This window comes from Actinoplanes sp. NPDC051537 (assembly GCF_055586105.1).
In genome coordinates this window covers 32,692-47,895 of sequence record NZ_JBVJIU010000019.1, presented here as the reverse complement: position 1 = coordinate 47,895, position 15,204 = coordinate 32,692, and the positions used below count along the sequence as shown (strand labels likewise).

Annotated in this window: 14 protein-coding genes; 10 read left to right on the top strand and 4 right to left on the bottom strand. The window is 69.4% G+C overall.

Annotated features, from left to right (window positions below; all coding sequences use genetic code 11):
* Positions 1-16 precede the first annotated feature (16 nt).
* Positions 17-472 carry a methylated-DNA--[protein]-cysteine S-methyltransferase gene (locus tag ACZ6TB_RS37805; RefSeq protein ID WP_465563042.1) on the top strand — a complete coding sequence of 152 codons (456 nt, stop codon included), beginning with the start codon at positions 17-19 and terminating at the stop codon, positions 470-472.
* A 32-nt stretch (positions 473-504) separates the two neighbouring features.
* A complete protein-coding gene (locus ACZ6TB_RS37800; protein ID WP_465563039.1) occupies positions 505-705 on the top strand; it encodes a hypothetical protein in 201 nt (66 codons plus the stop codon).
* Between the two features lie 284 nt (positions 706-989).
* On the opposite strand, the gene ACZ6TB_RS37795 is transcribed toward ACZ6TB_RS37800, so the two are convergent.
* Positions 990-2,069 carry an inositol-3-phosphate synthase gene (locus ACZ6TB_RS37795; protein ID WP_465563362.1) on the bottom strand — a complete coding sequence of 360 codons (1,080 nt, stop codon included), beginning with the start codon at positions 2,067-2,069 and terminating at the stop codon, positions 990-992.
* Between the two features lie 23 nt (positions 2,070-2,092).
* On the bottom strand, positions 2,093-2,704 hold the full coding sequence (locus ACZ6TB_RS37790) for a PadR family transcriptional regulator (RefSeq protein ID WP_465563036.1): 612 nt from the start codon (positions 2,702-2,704) through the stop codon (positions 2,093-2,095).
* Positions 2,705-2,862: 158 nt separating this feature from the next.
* Between ACZ6TB_RS37790 and ACZ6TB_RS37785 the strand changes: the two genes are divergently transcribed.
* The 3 genes from ACZ6TB_RS37785 (at position 2,863) to ACZ6TB_RS37775 (ending at position 7,922) form a co-directional block, all read left to right on the top strand.
* Positions 2,863-3,330: a DUF5318 domain-containing protein gene (locus ACZ6TB_RS37785; protein WP_465563033.1), complete on the top strand. Its 468-nt coding sequence runs from the start codon at positions 2,863-2,865 to the stop codon at positions 3,328-3,330.
* 189 nt (positions 3,331-3,519) lie between these two features.
* Complete coding sequence (locus ACZ6TB_RS37780; RefSeq protein WP_465563031.1) at positions 3,520-6,261, top strand: transglycosylase domain-containing protein; 2,742 nt, start codon at positions 3,520-3,522, stop codon at positions 6,259-6,261.
* A gap of 134 nt (positions 6,262-6,395) precedes the next feature.
* Complete coding sequence (locus ACZ6TB_RS37775; RefSeq protein WP_465563028.1) at positions 6,396-7,922, top strand: glycosyltransferase family 87 protein; 1,527 nt, start codon at positions 6,396-6,398, stop codon at positions 7,920-7,922.
* 404 nt (positions 7,923-8,326) lie between these two features.
* Here the strand turns inward: ACZ6TB_RS37775 and ACZ6TB_RS37770 are convergent, their stop codons facing one another.
* Together ACZ6TB_RS37770 and ACZ6TB_RS37765 are read right to left on the bottom strand one after the other, a co-directional pair.
* Positions 8,327-11,128: a hypothetical protein gene (locus ACZ6TB_RS37770; protein WP_465563025.1), complete on the bottom strand. Its 2,802-nt coding sequence runs from the start codon at positions 11,126-11,128 to the stop codon at positions 8,327-8,329.
* 37 nt (positions 11,129-11,165) lie between these two features.
* The gene (locus ACZ6TB_RS37765) at positions 11,166-11,942 is read right to left on the bottom strand and encodes a deoxyribonuclease IV (protein ID WP_465563023.1); all 777 of its coding nucleotides are present in this window, start codon (positions 11,940-11,942) and stop codon (positions 11,166-11,168) included.
* A gap of 199 nt (positions 11,943-12,141) precedes the next feature.
* Here ACZ6TB_RS37765 and ACZ6TB_RS37760 point away from each other — a divergent pair, with 199 nt between their 5' ends.
* From ACZ6TB_RS37760 to rplI, 5 genes are all read left to right on the top strand, one after another.
* Complete coding sequence (locus ACZ6TB_RS37760; RefSeq protein ID WP_465563020.1) at positions 12,142-13,137, top strand: hypothetical protein; 996 nt, start codon at positions 12,142-12,144, stop codon at positions 13,135-13,137.
* A gap of 325 nt (positions 13,138-13,462) precedes the next feature.
* The gene (rpsF, locus tag ACZ6TB_RS37755; protein WP_014448192.1) at positions 13,463-13,753 is read left to right on the top strand and encodes a 30S ribosomal protein S6; all 291 of its coding nucleotides are present in this window, start codon (positions 13,463-13,465) and stop codon (positions 13,751-13,753) included.
* Between the two features lie 66 nt (positions 13,754-13,819).
* The gene (locus ACZ6TB_RS37750) at positions 13,820-14,401 is read left to right on the top strand and encodes a single-stranded DNA-binding protein (protein WP_465563015.1); all 582 of its coding nucleotides are present in this window, start codon (positions 13,820-13,822) and stop codon (positions 14,399-14,401) included.
* A gap of 36 nt (positions 14,402-14,437) precedes the next feature.
* Positions 14,438-14,677: a 30S ribosomal protein S18 gene (gene rpsR / locus ACZ6TB_RS37745; protein ID WP_007073789.1), complete on the top strand. Its 240-nt coding sequence runs from the start codon at positions 14,438-14,440 to the stop codon at positions 14,675-14,677.
* Positions 14,678-14,691: 14 nt separating this feature from the next.
* Positions 14,692-15,141, top strand: a complete 450-nt coding sequence (rplI, locus tag ACZ6TB_RS37740) for a 50S ribosomal protein L9 (RefSeq protein WP_465563012.1) — start codon at positions 14,692-14,694, stop codon at positions 15,139-15,141.
* The last annotated feature ends 63 nt before the right edge of the window (positions 15,142-15,204 follow it).

Genomic DNA, 15,204 nt, shown 5'->3' with positions numbered 1-15,204 from the left:
GGGCACAATCGGGGGCATGTTCGTGGTCGACTCGCCCATCGGTCCGCTCGGCGTCTCCGTCGAGGAAGACACCGTGGTCGGCGTGCGCTTCGGGGCGCGGCCCGGCCCGTCCGCGTCACATCCGGCGGCCGCCCAGCTGGCGGCCTACTTCGAGGGCGACCTCACCGACTTCACCGTGCCGATCGAGATGCGCGGCGGCTCCGAGTTCGAGCGAGCGGTCTGGCAGCAGATCGCCAAAATCCCTTACGGCGAGATGATCACGTACGGCGCGATCGCCACCGCCCTCGGCGACCCGTCCGCGGCCCGCGCCGTCGGCACCGCCTGCAACCACAACCCGATTCCCGTCATCGTCCCGTGCCACCGAGTGGTCGGCGCCGGCGGCAAGATGGTCGGCTTCGGCGGCGGTCTCGACCGCAAGCGCCGCTTGCTGGAGCTGGAGGCAAGGGTCGCCTTGGCCCGCGCCTGGGGTTGACCAGTGCCTATAGGCAAGCGTACACATGTCCTATGACTACGCAAGATTTCCGCCCCGAGGTCGAGGAGCGCTTGCGCCATCTCGACCCGGCGGTGCACCAGCCCGAGGCCGAGCCCATCGAAAACCTGATCGCGGCCTATTTGGCGGCGGCCCGCACCGACGAGACGCGCGACATCGCCCGCCAGGTGCTCGCCGATCACCGTGAGTTCTTCGATCAGATCGGCGACCGGTAAGCGACCACCGCTGGCCCGACGCGCCCGACCTGCTGCAACTCATGGGCTTCGCGACGGGACCTGGCGGCAGTGTCCGCGACGCCGGCATCCTCGTGGTCGCTGCCGCCCACTGGACCGGGCACCCGGGTACGCGACGTGGGCATCCTGACCGGCGAGATCCAGGACGGGCGGGTGGACGACGTCCCCGAGATCGCGAACGGATTGGTCCCTTCGTGCGGGCCGAATGAAGGCACGCAAAAGGCCGGACCGCCAAGCGGCCCGGCCTTTAACTGCGCTTGCGGGTCTCAGCTCTCGATCTCGCCGCGGATGAAGGCCTCGACGGCCTCCTTCGCGTCGTGGTCGTTGTACTGGACCGGCGGGGACTTCATGAAGTAGGACGACGCCGAGAGGATCGGGCCGCCGATGCCGCGGTCCTTGGCGATCTTCGCGGCGCGGACCGCGTCGATGATGACGCCGGCCGAGTTCGGGGAGTCCCACACCTCGAGCTTGAGCTCGGCGTTCAGCGGGGTGTCGCCGAACGAGCGGCCCTCGAGGCGGATGTAGGCCCACTTGCGGTCGTCGAGCCACGGCACGTGGTCGGACGGGCCGATGTGCACGTCGCTCTTGACCATCTCGTGCGGGATCTGGCTGGTGACCGACTGGGTCTTCGAGATCTTCTTCGAGACCAGGCGGTTGCGCTCCAGCATGTTCATGAAGTCCATGTTGCCGCCGAAGTTGAGCTGGTACGTGCGCAGCAGCTCGACGCCGCGGTCCTCGAACAGCTTCGCGAGCGCGCGGTGCACGATCGTGGCGCCGACCTGGCTCTTGATGTCGTCGCCGACGATCGGGAGGCCCGCATCGGCGAACTTCTGCGCCCACTCGGGGTTCGAGGCGATGAAGACCGGCAGCGCGTTGACGAAGGCACAGCCGGCGTCGATCGCGGCCTGGGCGTAGAACTTGTCGGCCTGCTCGGAACCCACCGGGAGGTAGGACACGACGACGTCGACCTGAGCGTCCCGCAGCGCCTGCACCACGTCGACGGCCTCGGCCGAGGACTCCTCGATGATCTCGCGGTAGTACGTGCCGAGACCGTCGAAGGTCGGTCCACGCTGGACGGTGACGCCGGTCGGCGCCACGTCGGTCAGCTTGATCGTGTTGTTCTCGCTGGCGACGATCGCTTCGGCGAGGTCCATGCCGACCTTCTTGGCGTCCACATCGAACGCCGCGACGAACTGCACGTCCGAGACGTGGTACTCGCCGAAGGTCACGTGCATGAGACCCGGAACGCGGTCGTTCGGGTCGGCGTCTTTGTAGTACTCCACGCCCTGCACGAGGGACGAGGCGCAGTTACCCACACCGACGATGGCGACGCGTACGGAGCCCATCGCGTTTGCCTCCTTGTTGTTCATCACGACCGGTCCGTGTGCGGACGCGGGGATTCGGGGGGTGCGTCCCCAGCCGGGTCGGCCGGGAAGTCGAGAGTCTTGCCGGAGCGCTCGTTGGTGATGAGCTCCTCCAGCCAGCGGACCTCGCGCTCACACGCGTCGAGGCCGTGTCGTTGCAGTTCCAGCGTGTAGGCGTCGAGCCGCTCGCCGGCTCGGGAGAGCACGTCGCGCAGGCCCTCGCGGCGCTCCTCGATCCGCCGGCGGCGGCCCTCGAGGATGCGCAACCGGGTGGCCCGGTCGGTGCGGGAGAAGAAGGCGAAGTGCACACCGAAACCGGCGTCGTCGTACGTCTCGGGTCCGGCCTGGGCGAGCAGGTCGGCGAACCGCTCCTTGCCCTCCGCAGTGATCTTGTAGACAACCCGGCCGCGTTTGCTGGTCATCGGGGGGATCATCGAGGGATCCGAGTCCGACTCGGTGATCCAACCGGCCGTCTGCAGCCGCTTGAGAGTCGGATAGAGGGTGCCGTAGCTGATGGCCGCGCGAATCGTGCCCAGCTTGGTGGCGAGCTCCTTGCGCAGCTCGTAACCGTGCATCGGCGTCTCCTGAAGGAGACCGAGGATCGCCAACTCCAACACTGGCCATCCCCTCCTCGTACCTCGATGTATCGAACCGATACATCGCAACCGTAGATCGCGTCGCAAGCAAGCGCAAGAAAAACCCGCCACCGCGACCACCGCGCCACGCTGAGTGATGACTGTCGCCGCGCGGGGAAGGACCGCGTACTCTCTTCGCCATGCGCACGCAGCGGCAGGTCGTCGACTACTCGCTACAGAAGCGGGCAGTGCTGCGTGACGTGCACAACGGCCGGGTCGGAACGCTCGAGGTCTGCGATGCGTCTCCGTACCTGAAAAACGCAGCTCGGTTCCACGGCGAGCCGACCGACGAACGCTGTCCGGTCTGCCGCCGCGACAATCTCACCCTCGTGCATTACATCTACGGCGATGAACTCAAGCAGTCCGCGGGGCAGGCCCGGAAGCTCGCCGAGCTTCCCGTCCTGGCGATGACTCTGCGTGAGTTCCAGGTGTTCGTCGTGGAGGTGTGCCGCTCCTGCGCGTGGAATCACCTGGCCGAGCAGTACGTGCTCGGCCGGGACGCGCTGAACGCCGACGAGCTTGATCAGGGCGAGGCACTAGCCTTGTCCGCCGCGGGCCGCCACCGCGAGCCAGGGTCGTCGTCACAACGCCGGGAGGGCCGCCGATGAGGTGGTCCCCTCTCGCTAACGTGTGCACGACCCCGACCGACTCGGGCATCCAGCGCCGCAATCGGTCATCGAAGACATCCGACAGGGCGGCTGCCGGTATGCAGCCCAAATCGTCCGCGCGTGGCGTCGTCGGCGGGGGCCCCTCCAGGGCTCTCTCGACGCGCTTCACCGTGACCGAGGTGTGACCGCATGAACTCGTACGGCGAATCGCAGTCTCCGCGTGCCCGGGCCAGCGTGCCCGGGTCCGGTGCCGCCGCGCCTGCCGACGACCAGTCCGCCGGTCGAAGTATCGGCGGAGCCCGTCCAGCACCCGACGCGTACCGCCGTGGGGCCGGTGGACGCGCCAGCGTAGGCGCCGCCTCGGTCGGCACGGCCGGCCGCGCGTCGGTCGGGACCGCCGCCCCCAAGGGCAGCGCCTCCGTCGGCGGCGTCACCGGTTCGGCCCGGGTCGGCGCGCGCGCGTCGGTCGGCGCCACGACCGGCTCGGCCTCCGTCGGCGGCCGGGCCTCGGTGGCCCGCGCCGCGGTCCGTCCCGGCCTCGACGCGCCCGAGACCCCCGGCGCCCCCGGCGCCGGTCCCGGCCGCAAGGGCAAGGACAAGTCGAAGGCGGCCAAGCGGCGCCGGCGCACCAACATCCTCACCGCCGCGGCCGCGGTCGTGGTCATCCTCCTGGGCGCCGGCGTCGTCGGCGGCACCTACTTCTTCGACGACGTCGCCCTGCCCCCGCCGGTCACCGAGGACCAGTCCAACGTCATCCTCGACTCCAAGGGCACGGTGCTCGCCAAGCTCGGCGAGGCGAACCGGACCGTGGTGCCGGAAGAGAAGATCAACAAGGTCGTCGAGCACGCCGTCGCCGCGGCCGAGGACAAGAACTTCTACACCCACCACGGCATCGACATGAAGGGCATCGTCCGGGCCGCGTGGAACAACTTCACCGGCGGGGCGACGCAGGGCGCGTCGACGATCACGCAGCAGTACGCGCGGCACGCCGCCGATCTGAAGGCGATCAGCATCAACCGCAAGCTTCGTGAGGCGGTCATCGCCCGCAAGCTGGAGTCGCAGTACAACAAAGACCAGATCATGGGCATGTACCTGAACTACGTCGACCTCGGTGAGGGCCGGTACGGCATCGAGGCCGCGGCGCAGGGCTACTTCGGCAAGTCGGTGACCACCCCGGCCGGTCAGAAGAACGCCATCACGCCGAGCGAGGCGGCGGTACTTGCTTCCATCATCAAACAGCCCTACCCGAACTCGGCCCACCGCGGCTACGACCCGAACTACAACCTCCCGGATGCGAAGCAGCGCTGGGAGTACACGATGAAGAACATGCTGGAGATGAACTGGATCACTCCGGCGGAGTACGCGGCGCGGAAGTACCCGGCGGTGCGGAAGCCGAGCGCGAGCTCCTGCAAGACCTGTGCGGCCAACAAGCCGGTCGGCATGATCTTCCGCCACGTGAAGGCCGAGCTGGCCCAGATGGGCATCTCGGACGCGGAGTTCGACAAGGGTGGCATGACGATCACCACCACGATCGACCCCGACGTGCAGAAGGCGGCCGAGGACGCGGGCTCCCGCAAGAGCGAGGACTCGCCGATGAACGGCCGGCCCGCGACCTATCAGGCGTCGGTCATCGGCATCGATCCCAACACCGGGCGCGTGCTCGGCTACTACGCCGGTGACGATCCCAACGGCACCGACTACGGCGGCTACCTCTCCGGCGACGGCACCAAGATCCTCGGTGGCCAGTCCCCCGGCTCGAGCTTCAAGATCTACACGCTCGCGGCCGGTCTCCAGGAGGACCTGTCCTTCAAGAGCATCTGGGACAGCACGCTGAAGCGCCCCAACGGCACTCCGATCAACAACGCGGGCGCCGACCCGGGCAAGATCTGCGCGAGCAAGATCAAGAACTGTGATCTCGAGACCGCGACGATCAAGTCGTACAACTTCCCGTTCTACTGGATCGCCGACAAGATCGGCCGCTCCAAGGTCATCCAGGCGGCCAAGCTCGCCGGCATCGACCACATGTGGACCGACGGCAACAAGCAGTTCCCGAACGGCAAGCTGGTCGACCTGACCAAGACCGACAAGTCGACGTGGGAGAAGTCCGGCTACTTCGACAACGAGGTGGCGTTCGGTCAGTACCGCGTGCTGCCGCTCGAGCACGCCGAGGGCGTCGCGACGATCGTCGCCGGCGGCGTGCACCACGCGGCGCACTTCGTCCGCCAGGTGAAGCGGGTCGACCCCGACACGGGCAAGGTCTCGTACCTGAACCCGGAGAAGGTCGGCGGCAACCGGGTGTTCCCGGCCGACCAGATGTCCAACCTCGACGGCGTCCTCCAGAAGATCGTCATCGCCGACAACCGCGACCTGCGCAACGGCCGCGAGAGCGTCGCGAAGTCGGGCACCTGGGAGTACGACGACGGCAAGGACGACCACACCGGTTCCGGCGACTGCTGGTTCGTCGGCGGCATCCCGCAGTTGGCGGCGACCGTCTGGGTCGGCGGCAAGGACAAGAAGGTCGAGCTGCACGACCCCAACAGCAGCAGCCGCTACAAGGACATGTTCGGCGCCGGCATCCCGTCGAAGATCTGGAAGCAGTTCATCGACACCGTCACCGCCAAGCTGGACATGAAGAAGGACGACTTCCCGCAGCGCCAGGACACCGGCAACCCGGAGGCCCTCGGCAACGGCGTGAAGCCCGTCGTCCCCGAGACGCCCGCCAACGACTGCGCGCTGACGCTGATCGGCCTCAGCTGCGACAACAACGGCGGCAACAACAACGGTGGGAACAACGGCGGCGGCAACAACGGCGGCGGCAACAACGGCGGCGGCAACAACGGCGGGAACGGTGGCAACACCGGTGGTGGCACCGGGATCATCCCGAACGGCGTCACCACAACACAGGGCGCAACCAATACCGGCGGCGGTTAGCGCCCGAGGCTGCTTCGATGGCCGGCGTGTGCCCTGCGGGGGCGCGCGCCGGCCATCGGCGTTTCATCAGGCTTTCTCACGTACGCCGGAGTTGAGTCCGACGTTTGCTGCCGGATGCGGCATGATGCGTTGTCATGAGCACGCATCCGTCCGAGGACGTCGATCGCCCCGAAGCACCGCCGACCGCTCAGGCGACCGGCGACGGTTTCGTGCGAGGCCTCTCCGAGGCGATCGGTGGGCCGCTGGGCAGTCACGCCGTGCGGCCGGACGCGAAGCCCGGGCGGTTCTGGACCGCGGCGCGGATCATCCTCGCGCTCACCTGCATCACGCTGGCGTTCTCCTGGGTGCAGAAGTCGCCCTGCCAGACCGGCGACTGGCAGAAGAACGTCCAGTACACGCGGTTCTGCTACACCGACGTGCTGGCGCTCTACTACGCCGAGGGCCTCAACGAGGGACAGGTCCCGTACAAGGATCACGCCGTGGAGTACCCGGTCGTCACCGGCTACTTCATGGGCGCGCTGGGACTGCCGGTCCACGCGTACGGGGTCAAGCACCCCGACATCAACCAGGGTCAGTGGTTCTACAACACCAACGCGCTGGTGCTCTCCGCGCTGGCGGTCATCACCGCGGCCGTGATTCTCGCGCTGCGACGACGAAGGCCCTGGGACGCGGCGATCTTCGCGCTCTCCCCGATCATCTTCTTCACGGCCACGGTGAACTGGGACTTCCTGGCGATCGGGCTGGCCGCGGTCGGCCTCTACCTCTGGGCCAAACGCCATCCACTCTGGGCCGGCGTGTTCCTCGGCCTGGGCGCGGCGGCGAAGCTCTGGCCGCTGTTCATCCTCGGCCCGCTGCTGGTGCTGGCGGTGCGCTCGAAGACGGTCGACAAGTGGTTCTGGGCGTTCCTCGGGACGGTCGGCTCGTGGGTCGTGGTCAACTTCCCGGTGTGGTTGCTCTACCACGACAGCTGGCTGCGCTTCTTCCAGCTCAACAGCGAGCGCCCGATCGACTGGGGCACGTTCTGGTACGTCGGCCGCTACCTGGACGGCAAGTGGCACAACGGCGCGACCGGTGATCAGGGCCCTTTCCAATGGCTCAGCAACCACATCCCGACGCTGAACATCATCACGTACGGTCTCTTCGGTCTCGCTTGTGTCGGCATCGCCGCGCTCGCGCTGCTCGCCCCGAAGCGCCCGCGCCTCGCCCAGCTCGCCTTCCTGGTGGTCGCGGCGTTCCTGATCTTCAGCAAGGTCTGGTCCCAGCAGTACGTCCTCTGGCTGCTCCCGCTGATCGTCCTGGCCCGCCCCCGCTGGGGCGCGATCGTCGCCTGGACGGTGGCCGAGTTCGGCTACTTCACCGCCTTCTACGCCGAGCTGCTCGGCGCGGGCGGCAAGCCGGTGATCCCCGAGGGCACGTTCGTCCTGGCCTCGACCCTGCGCATCATCACCGTGGCGGTCCTCTGCGGCCTGGTGATCCGCGAGATCTGGCGCCCCGAGCTCGACGTGGTCCGCCAGACCTACCAGGACGAGGACCCGGACGGCGGCTACCTCAACGGCCCCGACCAGCGCTTCGTAAGCCACTTCCGCCAGGTGTTCCGCGTCGACAAGACGGTGTCTCCGGCGGCCGACCCACCCTCGGCGCCGGAGCCGGCAAACACCTAAATCGCCTATCCCGTACGCGGAAGCGCGGCACCAGAGGCACAAACGGCGCGCAACGCCGCCGCGGACTCGGACCGTAGCCACTCACGCCCTAGACGCGCCGCCGGGCATAGCTGCCCACGAGGGCGCCCGCTACGCGGCCGCCTGGATCGGTCCGCCCCGAGTCCGGCGGCGCCCCTGGCTTGCGGTGGGCTCGCTGGCTTGCGGTGGGCTCGCTGCTGGCTTGCCGTGAGCTAGCTGGCGTGCGGTGGGCTCGCTGCTGGCTTGTTCGTGGGCTCGCTGGCGTGCGGTGAGCTCGCTGCTGGCTTGTTCGTGGGCTCGCTGGTTTGCGGTGGGCTCGCTGGCTTGTGCTGTGTGCCCGCCATGCGCGTGGAGGTAAGCAGAGCGGGACGACGTCCGGCCGATCGTCAGCGGGCCGGCTGTGCCACCAAAGTCGGGACCTCGCGTTGCTGGCCCGGGACGACCGGCTGGTTGCCCTCGCCCGGAATGGTGCCGCCGTCGGTGCCCGTGCCCGGTTGGATGCCCGCCCCCGGCTGCGTGCCCGTGCCGGGGAGCGTGCCCGTGCCCGGCTGTGTGCCCGTGCCGGGGAGGGTGCCGGTTCCGGGGTCGGTGCCCGTTCCCGGGAGGGTGCCGGGCTGGGTGGGCGTGACCCCGCCGCCGGGTTGGGTGGGCTGGCCGGGCTGGGTCGGCTGGGTCAGGCGGAACAGGACCGCGTCGTCCAGGTCTTCGCGTGAGATGCCCAGCGAGTCGACCGGGATGTCGCCCGCGCGCTCCCATGGGGTGCCGGCCACGTAGGCGCGCAGCAGCAGCACCGTGGTCACGCCCTGGGAGCGCAGGTATTCGATGCTCGTGCTGTCGGGGAACGTCTCGACGTTGCGCCGCATCGTGGCCTGGTGGGCCGCGGCGAAGCCGCCCGAGCCGTTCGCGATCTGCTGGAAGCGCGTGGTCGACCAGAGCATCACCATCTGGTCGGTGTTGTCGGCGGTCGGCAGCACCAGCATCGGGCCGGTCACCGTGCGCATCGCGCTGGGCTGGGGCGGCACCACCGGGTGGGCGGTCGCGTTCCAACCCTCGAGGAGCACCAGCACCAGGGGTACGAGCGTGGCCGACCGCAGCCATGGACCGGGCCACGGCGGGATGCGCAGCTCGGCCCAGTGATCGGCACGCCGCACGAACTCGGCGACCGCCCCGGCGGCCAGGATCGCCAGCAGCAACGTCACCCAGATCATGAGGCGGCCGGGGATGCGGGCGTTCAGCGAGGCGGGCAGGTGGCCGAAGAGCGGCAGGTACGTCCAGCGGCCGTCGAAGAAGTTGGCGCCCAGGGCCAGGATCGTCGTGGCGGCCAGCCCGGCGAGCAGGAACAGGCGCTGCCAGAGGGTCCAGATCGAGAAGGCCAGGCCGGCCAGCGCGAGCGCGTAGAGCACGAAGCCCGGCAGCAGCGACATCTCGGCCGGCCAGGGCAGTGACGAGCGCGGCACCTGGTGCGGGCCGCCCCAGAGCCGGGACTCGGCCGGGCCGATCAGCAGGCTGCGCAGCGGCGGCGAGAAGAACTTGATCTCGGCCGTGGCCGTGGCCGTGTTGCCGGTCTTGAGGTAGGGCAGGGCGACCACCGCGGCGGTCCCGGCCACGATCAGCGGGCCGACGATGTCGGTGACCATCAGGCGCCAGCCCAGCACCGGGCGCTCGGCCGGGCGGCGCCACCAGCGGATCGGCACCCGGACCAGCAGCACCAGCAGGATCAGCCCGAGCACGCCGAGGAACGGCAGGCCGAGCGAGAAGCCGAGGCTGACCTGCCAGGCCGCGACGATCCAGCCGGCGGCGGCCCACCCGGCGTGGCGTTTGCCGCGCCGGAAGCCACGCCGCATCGACCAGCCGTGCCCGTGCGCGATCATGGCCAGGGCCAGCGGGATGCCCCCGGCCGAGATGATGTCGAGGTGGCCCTCCTGGGCGAGCCGCCACGGCGCGTAGGCGAAGGCGACGGCGGCCACCGCGGCGCCGGTGCGGCCCGCGCCGAGCTGCCGGACCAGGGCGTAGGCGCCGATCAACAACAGCGCGTGGGCGAGCACGAAGAGAATGTTGTAGCGCAGGACGGCGGCGAGCGGGCCGGTGCCGATCATGCCGGCCGGCGCGTAACCGAGCAGGCTGTCGCCGTACGCGAAACTGTTCGGTTGTGGGAAGTAAGCGTTGGATTGCCACAGCTTGACCGGATCGGTGAGCAGAATGTGGCCGCTCCAGGCGATCTGCCAGGCCTGCCGTGCCGGGTCGGCGAGATCTTGCGGGAGCGTGTGCAGCGGATATTGCAGGGTCGGCCAGGTCATGCCGACGGCAAGAGCGATGGCGATGTACGTGACCAGGGCGTACTCGTGGATCAGACCCCGCCCGAAGGCCCGGCTCGCCCGGCGGATCCGCCCCGGGCCGCGTTCCTGGGTGGTGGCGAAGGCGGTCCACGGGTCGGGCGGCGCGTCGGCGGGCCGCGAGCTGGGCAGCGGCTCCTTGAGCTTGACGGTCGCCGCGTTCTCCTGTGGAGCATTTTCGACATCAGGCGCTGAACCGGACACATCGGACGCCTGTCCGACGGTCGACGCGGCCGCGGCGGGCGCTCCGACCATGGCGAGTTCCCGGGCCGGCGCCTTCTTCCTGATGCGGAAAAGCCGCCGCCACCCGGACGCGGGTGCGGCGGCCGCCGGCTCTTCGGCCAGGGCGGGCTGAATCATGGTCGGCGGGCTCGCCATCGCGGCGGCCCGCTGAACCTCGGTGGGCGGCGCCGAGGCGGCGGGTTGGACCCGGGTGGGCGGCTCCGAGGCGCCGGGCTGGACCTGGGTGGGCGGCGCCGAGGCGGCGGGCTGGACCCGGGTGGGCGGCTCCGAGACGCCGGGCTGAATCTGGGTGGGCGTGCTGGAGGCGGTGGGCTGGACCGGGGTGGGCGCGCTGGAGGAGGGCGCACCGGCCGAGGCCGAAGAGTCGGCGGCCTGGGGATCGGTCGAGGGCCGGACCACCGTGGCCGCGTCCTGACCAGGGGAGCTGCCCGCGCCGGGCGGGGCCGCACCGGCCGAGCCATCGCCGCCGTTGCCGGCCGTGGTCGGCGTACCTCCCGAGCCCGCGGAAGCCCCACCCGGCCCGCCCGCCTGCGCCGGGATCGCGGGACGCAAGGTCTCCGCATCCGGCGGCGGGGCCTGGGCCGTGGACTGCTTCGGCTGGTCGGTGGTCATGGTCCTCCCCAAGTACCGGCTGGCTCGGCCCGGCCCGTCAGCGGCCCGTCCCCTCCCGCAGGAGGGCGATGTCGGCGGTCTGGCCCTCGGCGCCGCCCGGTGTCTCGACGACGGCCGGCGCGCCGGCGGCCCGGATCGCGGCCACCACCAATTCCGGGTCGATCTTGCCACTACCGAGGTTGTCGTGCCGGTCCTGCCCGGAGTCGAAGCCGCCCTTCGAGTCGTTCGCATGAATCAGGTCGATCCGGCCGGTGATCGCCTTCACCCGGTCGACGATGCCGACCAGATCTTCGCCGCCCGCGAACGCGTGACAGGTGTCGAGGCAGAACCCGGCGCCGAAGCCACCCACCGCGTCCCACAACCGGGCAAGGTCGTCGAAACGGCGGGCGCAGGCGTTGTCACCACCGGCCGTGTTCTCGATCAGGATCGGCAGCGGCAGGCCACCGTCGGACTCCGCGTACTCGAAGGCCTTGCGCCAGTTCTCGAAGCCGGCCTCGAGATCGGCGTCCTTGCCGACGTGGCCGCCGTGCACGATCAGCCCTTTCGCCCCCAGCTCGGCCGCGGCCTTGGCATGGGCCATGAGCAGCTTGCGGCTCGGGATGCGGATGCGGTTGTTGGGCGACGCCACATTCACGATGTAGGGCGCGTGGATGTAGACGTCCACCTCGGACTCACGCAGGGCCGCGGCATCCTCACGCGGTTTGGGCGATTTGTAACCCTGCGGGTCGGTCAGGAAGAACTGCACGGCGTCGGCACCGCGTTCACGGGCTGCGTCGAGGGGATCGGCGGGATCGACATGGGCTCCGATGCGCATGGGACGAGCCTACGACGCGGGTACGACGGTTCTTCCGCGCGTCACCGCGTCACGCCGGGCCTCGTTAGCCCCAATCGAGGCCATTTACGCATGTGACGACCGGCATGCCGGACGTATGCCGATGCGCGCCTCGAACAAAACGATCACGTGGAAACGAAGACGGACACCGGCACGGCCGGTCCGAACTGGGAGATGGTGCATGTCGCGGCAGTTCCGATACCGGGTCACGGCGTTCGTGCTGGGCGGACTGATATTTGGGGCGCCGCTGCTCACGAACGGGACGGCCAGCGCCGAACAGGCGAACCTGCTGGACGAGGGCGGCCGTCAGGTGACGTTCGAGGGCGGGGGCATGCTCGGCCTCTCCTGCCGGTCGCACCCCGACATCGAGAGCATGGTGGTGCCGGCGGAGAGCACGATCCGGGTGGTCAACCGCACCGGATACAGCGCCCGCCTGATGCTGAGCGGCGAGAGCAAGGGCACGCTCGCCGACGACTCGGCGACCCAGGTCGTGTTCCGCCGGGGCACCACGTCGGTGCTGCTCAAGCCGAACTGCCCGCTCGGCGAGGACGCGGTGCCGGCGACGGTCACGGCATCCCCGTCGGCCGCGGCGGCGATGCCGGACCCGATTCCGGTGCCCTCGGGCGGCGACACGGCGACGGCCACGCCGTCGGGCTCGGCGGCCGGGCCGTCCGATTCCACGACGGTCTCGACGCTGTCCGGCGCGGCGCCGGTGACGCATTCCGCCCGGCTGACGCCGGCGGCGGGCCATGCGGGGGTGCGGGCTCCGGGGTCGACCTTGCGCACGGCGACGGTCACCCAGGCGGCGACCACGGCGGCGCAGGCGATGCCGCAAGGTGGCGGGGCCGGAAAGATCAAAGGCAGGAGCAGCGCCGGTACGCCGGGGAGCACCGTCCCCGCGTTCGCGGGCATGCCGCCTGGTGATCGCAAGGCGCTGATTCCCGGCGTACCTCCGCTGGATCTGTCCTCGGCCACGCAGGACGCCGCGCCGGCGGCAGCCACCCCGCCGCCCACCGAGATCGCCGCGGCCGAGCCGGTGGCCGCGATGACCCGGATGCCCGAGACCGCGCCGGTCGGGTTGCTGGCGCTGATCGCCGCGGTGTGCGTGATGGGCGTCGGCGCCGGAGCGATTCGGGCAATCGTGTCGCAACGTGCAAATCGTACAAAAGTGGCGTAAGCTGGTCGTCAACAAGCTCCGCGGGGCGGCCGCGTCCAACCTCATCGGTGTGGTCGTTCCTCCCCAGGTCCCACCCAGCGAAAGCGGAACGGACGCCCCGCGGCTCCCGAAAGAAAGAGGACCCCGTTCGACGACGGGGTCCTCTTTCTTCGTCCACAACCCGTCACGACCGGATTTGGGCAGGTCGACCCGCCTGGGTATGCTTGCTCGGTTCGCAGTGTGAGGGCCGTGGGCATTCCTACCCACGGCTTTTCGATGCGATCGACACAAGACCTCCTGCCACGGAGAGACCGTGGCCGCTAAGCCCACAGGAGGTGAGAACGTCTTGCGTCATTACGAACTCATGGTGATCCTCGATCCTTCGCTCGAGGAGCGCACCGTCGCCCCGTCGCTCGATCAGTACCTGAACGTGATCAGGACCGCGGGTGGCTCGGTGGAGAAGCTCGACGTCTGGGGCCGTCGCCGGCTCTCGTTCGAGATCAACAAGAAGGCCGAGGGCATCTACGCCGTCGTCGACCTTCAGGCGACCCCCGAGGCCGTCGCCGAGCTGGACCGTCAGCTGCGGCTCAACGAGTCCATCCTGCGTACCAAGGTCATCCGGCCCGAGACCCGCTGATCGCTCGTTTTTGTCAGGGGGTTCTGAGAACCTCCTACGAACGAGAACAGCGGCGAGGAGTAGATCATGGCAGGAGAAACCGTTATCACGGTCGTCGGTAACCTCACCGACGATCCCGAGTTGCGCTTCACCCCTTCGGGTGCGGCGGTTGCCAAGTTCCGCATCGCGTCCACGCCGCGCACTCTGGACCGGCAGTCGGGCGAGTGGAAAGACGGCGAGCCACTGTTCCTTGCGTGCAACATCTGGCGTGACGCCGCCGAGCACGTCGCCGAGTCGCTGCAGCGTGGCGCTCGGGTGATCGTGCAGGGCCGGCTGCGCCAGCGGTCTTACGAGACCCGCGAGGGAGAGAAGCGCACCGTCTACGAGCTCGAGGTCGACGAGATCGGCCCGTCGTTGCGGTATGCCACGGCCAAGGTGCAGCGGATGAGCCGCTCCGGTGGCGGTGGCGGTGGTGGCGGCGGTTTCGGCGCCTCCAACGGCGGCGCCAGTGGCGGCAGCGGTGGTGGCGGCAACCGGCAGCAGTCCGGCGGTGGCGGCGGAGGCAACTTCGACGACCCGTGGGCTACGGCCGCTCCGGCCTCCGGCGGCACCCGCTCCGGCGGTAGTGGCGGCGGAAACTCCTCGTTCGACGACGAGCCTCCCTTCTAGCCCGTTCGGGCTGCAACGAGTTCAGGAGTAAGAGCAATGGCTAAGGCTGCGGCACTGCGCAAGCCGAAGAAGAAGGTGAACCCGCTCGACAAGGACGGGATCACCTACATCGACTACAAGGACACCGCCCTGCTGCGGAAGTTCATCTCCGACCGGGGCAAGATCCGTGCCCGCCGGGTCACCGGGGTGACGTCTCAGCAGCAGCGGCAGATCGCCCGCGCGGTCAAGAACGCCCGCGAGATGGCGCTCCTGCCGTACACGGCGACGGCGCGCTGAGGGGGGTCTGCGACATGAAGATCATCCTCACCCAGGAAGTGTCCGGTCTCGGCACGCCCGGCGACGTCATCGAGGTCAAGAACGGCTACGGCCGTAACTACCTCCTGCCGCAGGGTTTCGCGATCCGGTGGACCCAGGGCGCCGAGAAGCAGGTCGCCGTCATCAAGCGGGCCCGCGAGGCTCGTGAGATCCGTGACCTGGGCCAGGCCAACGAGGTCAAGGGCCAGCTGGCCGGCCTCAAGGTCACGCTGTCGGCGCGTTCCGGCAACGGTGGCCGCCTGTTCGGCTCGATCACCCCGGCCGAGATCGTCGACGCGGTCAAGGCCGCCGGCGGTCCGTCGCTCGACCGGCGTCGCCTCGAGATGCCCGGCCACATCAAGACCACGGGCGCGTACAACGTCCAGGTCAAGCTCCACCCCGAGGTGACCGCGACGTTCCCGGTGAACGTGGTGGCCGCCAAGTAAGTGCGTTTCTGACGCGTCGAAACGGCGCGCTGGGCTTCGGCCTGGCGCGCCGTTTTGCTTTGC

Coding starts and splice junctions, on each gene's coding strand:
- ACZ6TB_RS37775 (WP_465563028.1), top strand. CDS start 6,396: ATGAGCACGCATCCGTCCGAGGACGTCGATCGCCCCGAAGCACCGCCG.
- ACZ6TB_RS37785 (WP_465563033.1), top strand. CDS start 2,863: ATGCGCACGCAGCGGCAGGTCGTCGACTACTCGCTACAGAAGCGGGCA.
- rpsR (WP_007073789.1), top strand. CDS start 14,438: ATGGCTAAGGCTGCGGCACTGCGCAAGCCGAAGAAGAAGGTGAACCCG.
- ACZ6TB_RS37765 (WP_465563023.1), bottom strand. CDS start 11,942: ATGCGCATCGGAGCCCATGTCGATCCCGCCGATCCCCTCGACGCAGCC.
- ACZ6TB_RS37770 (WP_465563025.1), bottom strand. CDS start 11,128: ATGACCACCGACCAGCCGAAGCAGTCCACGGCCCAGGCCCCGCCGCCG.
- ACZ6TB_RS37805 (WP_465563042.1), top strand. CDS start 17: ATGTTCGTGGTCGACTCGCCCATCGGTCCGCTCGGCGTCTCCGTCGAG.
- ACZ6TB_RS37795 (WP_465563362.1), bottom strand. CDS start 2,069: ATGGGCTCCGTACGCGTCGCCATCGTCGGTGTGGGTAACTGCGCCTCG.
- ACZ6TB_RS37760 (WP_465563020.1), top strand. CDS start 12,142: ATGTCGCGGCAGTTCCGATACCGGGTCACGGCGTTCGTGCTGGGCGGA.
- ACZ6TB_RS37750 (WP_465563015.1), top strand. CDS start 13,820: ATGGCAGGAGAAACCGTTATCACGGTCGTCGGTAACCTCACCGACGAT.
- rplI (WP_465563012.1), top strand. CDS start 14,692: ATGAAGATCATCCTCACCCAGGAAGTGTCCGGTCTCGGCACGCCCGGC.
- ACZ6TB_RS37800 (WP_465563039.1), top strand. CDS start 505: ATGACTACGCAAGATTTCCGCCCCGAGGTCGAGGAGCGCTTGCGCCAT.
- ACZ6TB_RS37780 (WP_465563031.1), top strand. CDS start 3,520: ATGAACTCGTACGGCGAATCGCAGTCTCCGCGTGCCCGGGCCAGCGTG.